8 protein-coding genes are annotated in these 8,330 nt (G+C 44.6%); 6 read left to right on the top strand and 2 right to left on the bottom strand.

Annotation, left to right across the window (positions count from 1 at the left end):
• The 6 genes from purB to VFM80_RS09990 form a co-directional block, all read left to right on the top strand.
• Nucleotides 1-1,162: adenylosuccinate lyase (purB, locus tag VFM80_RS10015; protein WP_395071687.1), on the top strand; the 1,162-nt coding region annotated here is incomplete at its 5' end.
• 550 nt (nt 1,163-1,712) lie between these two features.
• Nucleotides 1,713-2,726 (top strand): IS110 family transposase, encoded by a 1,014-nt coding sequence (locus VFM80_RS10010; protein ID WP_395071686.1) that lies wholly within the window; start codon nt 1,713-1,715, stop codon nt 2,724-2,726.
• A gap of 761 nt (nt 2,727-3,487) precedes the next feature.
• Nucleotides 3,488-3,835 (top strand): helix-turn-helix domain-containing protein, encoded by a 348-nt coding sequence (locus VFM80_RS10005; protein WP_395071685.1) that lies wholly within the window; start codon nt 3,488-3,490, stop codon nt 3,833-3,835.
• Nucleotides 3,835-5,142 (top strand): type II toxin-antitoxin system HipA family toxin, encoded by a 1,308-nt coding sequence (locus tag VFM80_RS10000; protein WP_395071684.1) that lies wholly within the window; start codon nt 3,835-3,837, stop codon nt 5,140-5,142. Before VFM80_RS10005 ends, VFM80_RS10000 begins: the two co-directional genes overlap by 1 nt.
• 341 nt (nt 5,143-5,483) lie before the next feature.
• A complete protein-coding gene (locus tag VFM80_RS09995; RefSeq protein WP_395071683.1) occupies nt 5,484-5,789 on the top strand; it encodes a type II toxin-antitoxin system HigB family toxin in 306 nt (101 codons plus the stop codon).
• 20 nt (nt 5,790-5,809) lie between these two features.
• A complete protein-coding gene (locus tag VFM80_RS09990; protein ID WP_395071682.1) occupies nt 5,810-6,199 on the top strand; it encodes a helix-turn-helix domain-containing protein in 390 nt (129 codons plus the stop codon).
• Between the two features lie 106 nt (nt 6,200-6,305).
• Here VFM80_RS09990 and VFM80_RS09985 read toward each other — a convergent pair whose 3' ends face one another.
• A complete protein-coding gene (locus tag VFM80_RS09985) occupies nt 6,306-7,460 on the bottom strand; it encodes an integrase core domain-containing protein (RefSeq protein WP_395071681.1) in 1,155 nt (384 codons plus the stop codon).
• A gap of 328 nt (nt 7,461-7,788) precedes the next feature.
• Entirely contained in the window at nt 7,789-8,166 is a 378-nt protein-coding gene (locus VFM80_RS09980) for a hypothetical protein (RefSeq protein WP_395071680.1), read from the bottom strand.
• Nucleotides 8,167-8,330: the final 164 nt, after the last annotated feature.

The raw sequence follows: 8,330 nt of genomic DNA, 5'->3' as shown, positions 1-8,330 counted from the left end.
AGACAAGCTCTACGAAAATGCGGGATTCGATGTAGCAAGGATCAAAGAGATTGAAGCGGAAACCCGTCATGATGTGGTCGCTTTTACCCGCGCCGTTTCCGAAACCCTGGGTGATGAAAAGAAATGGGTGCACTACGGACTCACTTCCACCGATGTGGTTGATACTGCCTGGGGCGTGCGACTCAAAAAAGCCAACGCTATTCTGCTGGAAGGACTAGAAAGCATCGTTGATGTATTGGCTGAAAAAGCAAAAGCCCATAAGTACACCATAATGATGGGCCGCACTCACGGCATTCATGCCGAACCGACTACTTTTGGTCTGAAGTGTGCCCTTTGGTATGCTGAAATGAACCGAAATCTGGAGCGCTTCAAGAAAGCCGCCGCCGATGTGGAGTTTGGAAAATTATCCGGATCGGTTGGAACCTTTGCCAACATTCCGCCTGAAGTGGAAGAATATACCTGCGAGAAATTAGGATTGTCACCGGCGCCTATTTCAACCCAAACCCTGCAGCGCGACCGTCATGCGTATTACCTCTCCACACTGGCACTGATCGGCTCAACGATGGAGAAGATGGCGGTTGAAGTCCGTCACCTGCAGCGCAGTGAATTACGGGAGGCCGAGGAAGCTTTCCGCAAAGGGCAGAAGGGATCATCTTCCATGCCGCATAAACGAAATCCGATCAGTTCTGAGAATATCTCCGGTTGTGCCCGAGTGCTTCGCGGTTATATGGTTAGCGCTTATGAAAACATCCCGCTTTGGCACGAACGTGATATTTCGCATTCCTCCGCCGAGCGGATCATTCTCCCCGATGCAACCACATTGCTCGATTACATGCTGAACCGCTTTGCAGGTGTGATCGAAAACCTGGTGGTGTTTGAGGATAATATGGAGGCTAACATCTGGAAAACGCAGGGACTGGTATTCTCTCAGCGACTCCTCCACAAACTCATCGACAAGGGCATGCCGCGCGAGCAAGCCTATGATACCGTCCAGCCTTTAGCGATGAAGTCATGGGAATCACAAACGCTATTCAAGCCCATCGTAGAAGCTGATGAGACGGTTACCGAAGCCTTAACCCAGGAAGAGATCGACGATGCATTCGACCTGGATCACCACACTCGAAATGTGGATGTGATCTTTAAGAGAGTTGGGTTGGAGTGATTTTAGTTTTGAGCGGTGAGTTTTGAGTTTACACTCGTTCCGCCGCTCCGCTGCGGAACGTATGATTGAGGCTCTGCCTCCAGCTTTATTCTCGTTCTGAAAGTTCAGTACGCCCTCGTTCCGAAGGTCCATCTTCGGAACGCAGTCCCGGAAGCTCCGGATTCCCGTTCCATTCCATCAAAAATCGTTAATCACCGTTCGTTAATCACTAATCAAATTTGAAAGCTTGGGCTTCCCACACCTTGGAATAATCAATTTCCCGTATTCAACTTCCTTGTTCTTTTGTGCCGACAAAAGAACCATCCCGAGAATCTGTTAGACTTAACTATTGAGAAAGGCAGTTAACTTTTGCTTTTTTTGTAATACCAGCCGATCGGAGACAGACTAACCGAGAGTACCGAGATTAAACTCGAAGTCCCGAATCAGTCCCTCCGCTCGCGGTATTATCTTAACCTAAATAGCATGCTAGTAAAACACTATGAACAGAGTCAGGTCCGATAATACCCAGCTGGCAAACGTTACTAAGTATAATATAACATGAGGATTTTTTATGGATCTCACAAACGTAGACCACTTTATTGGAATAGATATCTCTAAGGACACTCTTGACTGCTGGCTTCGTCCGGCTGGAAAGCATCTTCAGTGCGATAATAGCGAAGCTGGTTTCCAATGCTTAGATAAATGGTTAACCGATCACGGGTGCACCTACCAGAGCAGTGTTATTTGCATGGAAGATACCGGGATTTACGGCAAGCGGTTATTAGTTTCTTTAACGCAAATGGGATGGACCTGCTCGGTAGAAAAGACAACCATTTTAGAAAAAGTAGGGCCAGAACATCATCGCAAAGAAGATGACTTTGATGCTGAGTTGCTGGCTGAATATGCCGATCGCTTTAGCGACCAGCTGTCGATACATACTCCTGCCGAACCGGTCTTGGATCAGCTTCAACAACTGTATAGTGAACGCCGGCGGTTGGTACGTCAGCGGACAGCTACCAAGACCAAACAAACCCAGTCTAGCCAACAACCGGATTGTCCACAGCTACTTAAGCAGGGCTGGGGAGAGCAACTGCGCCTGTTTGAGGAACATATTGAGCGATTAGACCAACAGATTCAGCAGTGTATACAAACCCACGAAGGCCTGACCCACTACTACCAGTTGTTACGCAGTATTCCAGGGATTGGACAGGTGACGGCCTGGATATGGCTAATTGTGTTTTATGGGCAGCAGAAGTTGAATCCCAAGGCTATTGCTTCTCGTTTTGGTGTCGCTCCCCATGCGCATCAATCAGGAACATCTGTGCGAGGAAAAACCCGATCTTCGGGCCATGGAAGCTCAGAAATTCGTTCTACATTAACGATGGCGGCTCAATCAGCCAGTACACACCACGATAAATTTGTGGCCTATAAACAACGAAAGCTTGAAGAGGGAAAACCCTGGCCGGTAGTCCGGAATAATTTAGTCAACAAATTAATTACAATTATATGTGCCATATGGAATACTCAAACTCCTTATGAAGCTGATTATGAATCTCGTTTTGACAGGCAAAAAAAGGCTGCTTAATACTTGATAAAGTCATAGCATTCGGGACCGACTGCGAAAAAAGAGCTAAAGCTGACTTCATTACACTAAAAGAAATCAATGCTCCTTCACGTATATAGCTCGCTTCGTAGTTTATCAGCGGCCCCGATTATCGGGGTTTCTTAACGCTTCATTCCGTCATCTTCTTCACGCTCTTTTTTCTAAGGTCGATGGAACATTGAACAAGGGACATGGAACATTCAATGTAGAAGTATATTCTTTACTTCAACTCGTTACGAAGGTCCATTTTCGCGATTAACCGATGGACCGATAGATCGATCTGCGAATGAAGTTCCCTAATTATCTTTTCAGTCTTTAGCGAAGCGGTGACTGTAAAGTTCATGCTTAGGAAGTCTCCAACTTCCATAATGGCTGCTCTGTCTATATTGGTAAAGCTCAAGTTTGAGGCAGAGACTCGAAGCTTATAGTCTTCCAATCATTGAATTCGAGCAACATAGCCCTTAACCATCCATCAGACCGGCAATCGGTCAGATGGATTCGAGGTTGTTTAATACGGACTCTCGATTTCACGGCTTAAAGTCCGTCTGATCGATTGGTTGATTCTAGTTCACAAGTTTTAGCCACACCGGCCTACCCGGTCCGAGTGTTTATAGAATGTATGAGTATTCATTCATTAGGATGTTAAAACTACATTAATGAATGAAATATAATACAGATATTTGTTTGAATATTGTGTATATTGTGAATGGTAATTCATTCACTAATGCAAATAAAAGATCGTTATGAGTGATAATTCATACACAAATTGGTATTCCATGAGCGATCAGGCGGTGATCAAACAGCTGGGGGAGTTTGTAAAGCATCATCGGCTGGAGCAGAACAAAACTCAGGAGGAATTAGCCAAAGAGGCCGGTATAAGCCGTTCTACCCTGAGCTTGCTGGAGCGGGGAGAGACGGTGACTCTGGGAACCTTCCTTCAGGTTTTAAGAGTGTTGGGATTATTGGAACATCTGGATGCTTTTCAGGTCGAAGAAGTCACCAGTCCCATTGCACTGGCCAAGAAAGAACAACAAAAACGAAAGAGGGCTTCCGGAAGCAAACGATCGGAAACCCAGGAAAGTGACTGGTAATGATCACAACAGCCTTTGTAAACATATGGGGCAGAACCGTAGGGGCGGTAGCGTGGGATCAGAGTCGTGGCCTGGCCTCCTTTGAATTCGATCCGTCGTTCAAAAATTCAGGGGCCGATCTTGCTCCGTTGACTATGCCCATTGACGGCGGGAGAAACATCTTCACCTTTCCCAACATCAGGAAAAAAGAAAATTCGGATCTGGATGCTTTCAAAGGATTGCCCGGTTTGCTGGCCGACTCCCTGCCCGACAACTATGGAAATCAGCTCATCAATGTGTGGCTGGCACAGCAAGGCCGTCCTCAGGACAGCATGAATCCCGTTGAGAAATTATGCTTCATAGGAAAGCGGGGGATGGGAGCGCTGGAATTCGAACCGGCTCAGCTTCAGGGGAATAAACAGACGTTCAGCATTGAAGTGGAAAGCCTCGTGCAGCTGGCAAGCGAGATGCTGTCGAAGAAGGAAAATTTCTCCACCCAACTCGATAAGGAAGAGGAACAGGGAATCCGGCAGATATTGAGGATCGGTACCTCAGCCGGTGGGGCAAGGCCAAAAGCGGTGATCGCCTACAATGAAAAAACAAGGGAGGTACGATCGGGTCAAACCAAAGCTCCCAAAGGATTTGATCACTGGCTTATAAAGCTGGATGGGGTTAGTGATGTGCAGTTGGGTAAAACGCAGGGGTACGGCCGGGTTGAAATGGCTTACTACCTGATGGCCAAAGACTGCGGGATCGAAATGATGCCATCCAGGCTATTGGAAGAAAACGGCCGGGCGCATTTTATGACCAAACGATTTGACAGGGAAGGAACAGAAACCAAGCATCACATTCAAACCTTATGCGCCATCAAGCATTTCGATTTCAACGATGTACTCAGCTTTAGCTATGAACAGCTTTTCCAAACCATGCGGGAATTACGCCTGACCTATCCCGAAGCCGAGCAGATGTTCCGGCGTATGGTCTTTAATGTAGCAGCCCGCAATTGTGATGACCATACCAAGAACTTTTCTTTTCGTCTGAAAGAAGGCGGAAAATGGGAGCTTGCTCCGGCCTACGATCTATGCCATGCCTACCGACCGGGAAGCGAGTGGGTAAGTCAGCATTCCCTGAGCATAAACGGAAAGAGGAAAGAGATCACGAGAGAGGATCTGCTATCGGTAGCCAAGTCCATGAACATCAAAAAAGCAGGGGCTATCATTGATCAGGTAAATGATGTGGTCATGAAGTGGGATCAATATGCAAAAGAGCCTGGTGTGGATACTAAACTCAGAGATGCAATTGGGGAAACGTTGGTGAGACTTAGTTAAAAGTCACTTTATAGCGCCTCTTTCAACTTTTTGAAATTTTTTTGTAAGGAATTGTTTTGAAGTATTACCTATACTTCAAAACACATATTTCATACATAAAATATAATCAGTGAAGACTGTACCGGTATGTCCGCAAAGAAGAACGCCCCAAAAGCGGTAATTAAATGTTCATAATACATTAAAATCCCAACTGAACTCGGACAACTAATTGGAATAATGGTTTTTGTCTTTATACTGGAAAACCAGAAAAAGGGAAAATTTACCCTCAGTGTAGTTAATAAATATAAATCATACATGTTCGCAATTAGCGAACTTTTTTGTAGTTTAGAAACGTTTATTAAATGAAAGTTAACCTGATAAAAGCAAAAACCGCATTAGCGTATGCTGAGAAGCATGCGGCTTCCCTTTCTTCATTTGAAGAATGGATATACAAGGTAGAACATGCAGATTGGGGGAAGCCCACAGATATAAAAGCTACTTTTGCCAGCGCAAGTTTATTAGGCGGAGGCAGCAACAGAGTGTTATGTGAATATTATTTTAGCGCACGAATAGATACCGTTACACTTTTTATTAAATGGATAGGGACACACGCTGAATATGATAAGTTGTGTAAAAAAGGAGAACAAGACACTTTTGATGAGTTTTAGTACTAGAATGGAGAAAGAAAATGTCTGAATTAAAATATACCGTCATTAAAGATGATGGGCAGTATTACGAATACTGCAACCGACTTGAAGAATTAGTTTTATCCGGCCTGGAAAATGAGGGTGCCGTGGATGAGTATGAATTATTGCATTTACTCATCAAAGCTTGGGATGATGAGCACCGTTCTATTCCCGAAATGAACCCTGTAGAACTCATTAAATCCTTAATGGAAGACCACGAGTTATCACAAAACGATCTTGCAAAGATTGCAGAGGTAGGGAAAAGCTATATCTCTGAGATCCTGAATTATAAGAAACGGATGTCCAAAAATGTCATTCGAAAATTTGCAGATCACTTCAAAATTCAACAGGAAGCTTTGAATAAGCATTACCTGTTGTATAGCATAACATAGTTGACACTTTTTTGACTGTTAAGAGCGGGGCGAAGCCCCGACCCCCTGCAGGGGGCGCTTAAGGGTCAATTTCATAGCACAAGTTCTTTGACATAGTGATAACAAGCTACCAATCAACCGGCATTTGATATTCAAATGTTTGAACCACCTTGTTGTTTTGCTGGACAAACAAACAGTGGTTTTCCACGCTGATTTCAGCAACCACATAGGAATACTTCAGATTCTGATCCACTCGAAAGGACTCGGTGGGAAGATGAAGCTTACAGTCGCTTCGGATAAAGCGAACAAAGTAAATGCTGCCTTCTTCAAGAGGAATCCGCTCGTCTAAACTGAACCGGTTATCGTAGAGCATGGGTGGCAACAACTTCCGGGTGGCTTGTTCCGGGGTTTTATGCCCCAATGTGCTGTAGCGATGATGGCTGTTATGAAAGCGGCTAAACTTACGTGAGGCCTGGCCCAAATGCTCAAACCCGGTAAAGATTTGGGATCGAAAGAAGCGTTTGTCATAGGTATGATTGAATCGTTCAATAATCCCGTTGCGCCACGGCTCGCCCACCGGAATAAATACCGGAGCGATGCCTAACGCCAGAGCAAAACGAACAACAATGCCAAAGCTACGTGGATAGCGGTTGCTGCCCCGAAAGGCTAACTCGTTATCCATTTGAAGGGCATCAGGCATTCCATGTCTGGCCCAAAATTCGGCCAAACCCCTGGCGATGCCCAACGAGGCTTTGGTGCGAACCGGCACGGCTAAACAGGTTCGCGAGCACGTGTCGATGATGTTTACGCTGTAAAACCGTCCATCGCCTTTAATCCAGCGCGGGCCAACAAAATCCATCTGGTGGGTATGGTCAAACAACTCTGGATACTCCTTATTGGATCGCCGTCGGGGTTTGTCCTTGGTTAATCCATGACGGGCAATAATCCGGTTAATGGTCCAGACTTCAGGCGGGGTAATACCTTGGTTGCGCAGCTCATAGGAAATGGCAATCGCTCCGGTTTGAGCGATTCCCTGCTTCTCCAAGCGCTTGCGCGCATCAATGACCTGTTGCTCCACCGACCCCGATACCTTGGTTGGGGTGGTTTTTGGAGCCCTGGATTGGTCTTTAAACCAGTTACCTTCCCCACCCGCAGCCTGATAACGTTTTAGCCAATTGTAGAACCATTGGCGACTTTTTCCAAGCGAGCCCACAATACTAGTGACTGACTCACCCGCTTCATGTCGATTAATTGCTTGTTTTCTTTTCTCGTATTCGTTCATCCGGTTTTTGGATGAACACTACGAGAAAATCACTATGTCAAAGAACTGTTGTATACTAAAAAGTGTAAACGATGTTATGCTATAGAATGTGTCAACTATGTCATGCTATTTATCACCTATTGATTATTTAGTTGATGGTATTATCTTGTTAGAGCGATGAGGAAGCAATTCCTTACAAAAAAAATGATATTATCCGGCGACTTCATACGACTAACTAGACGGATAACATTAAAAAAACAGCGAATTAGGAGTCTAAAGCATGATTCCCGGATTTTATCCGCCGCGTGCTAACAAAACCCTTGTTCGTATAATATTATGTTATAGCAACCTAATTAGCGTTACTTGTTAAAAAATGCTTAATTAGCGAAATAACTTCATCTAAATCTTCTTCGTGTATTACAGATTGCCCATTAATTTCTTCTCCCCAATCATGCACTAAAATGTTTTTTAACTGGTCGTGAGAAACTGCTTTTGTTGGGTCAAAAGGCTCAAAATTAGATTCAAAATATTCTTTGGCAACAAGCCACTTATCATTATGGTTGTTCGGGTTACGGGCAATCATATCTCCAATTTTAGGGCTGCCATCGTTCAAATCTTCTTTCGATATTGATACCGTTTCTTGAAGCCTAATGGGATGTAAATCCTCCTCAGTTACTTCTCTCATTTCTGCTATATTTGTTCGTCTGTATTTTCTAAATTCACTCATAATATGTCGGTTGCTATAACAAGCGCATCAACCTGACGCACTTTTGATTTTTTGTTTTAGTTAAAGTTCAATGTCTAAATTTCGTCTAAAAAATGTCTAAGAATGTCTAACGGTGCGCAGGTTATGCGCCAATCCGTTATAGGGCAAGTCAAATTCATCATTCA

Origin of the sequence: Gracilimonas sp., from assembly GCF_035704785.1 — a bacterium.
GTDB lineage: Bacteria > Bacteroidota > Rhodothermia > Balneolales > Balneolaceae > Gracilimonas.
The sequence above is the reverse complement of the archived record's forward strand: the minus strand, read 5'-3'. Positions and strand labels throughout refer to the sequence as shown.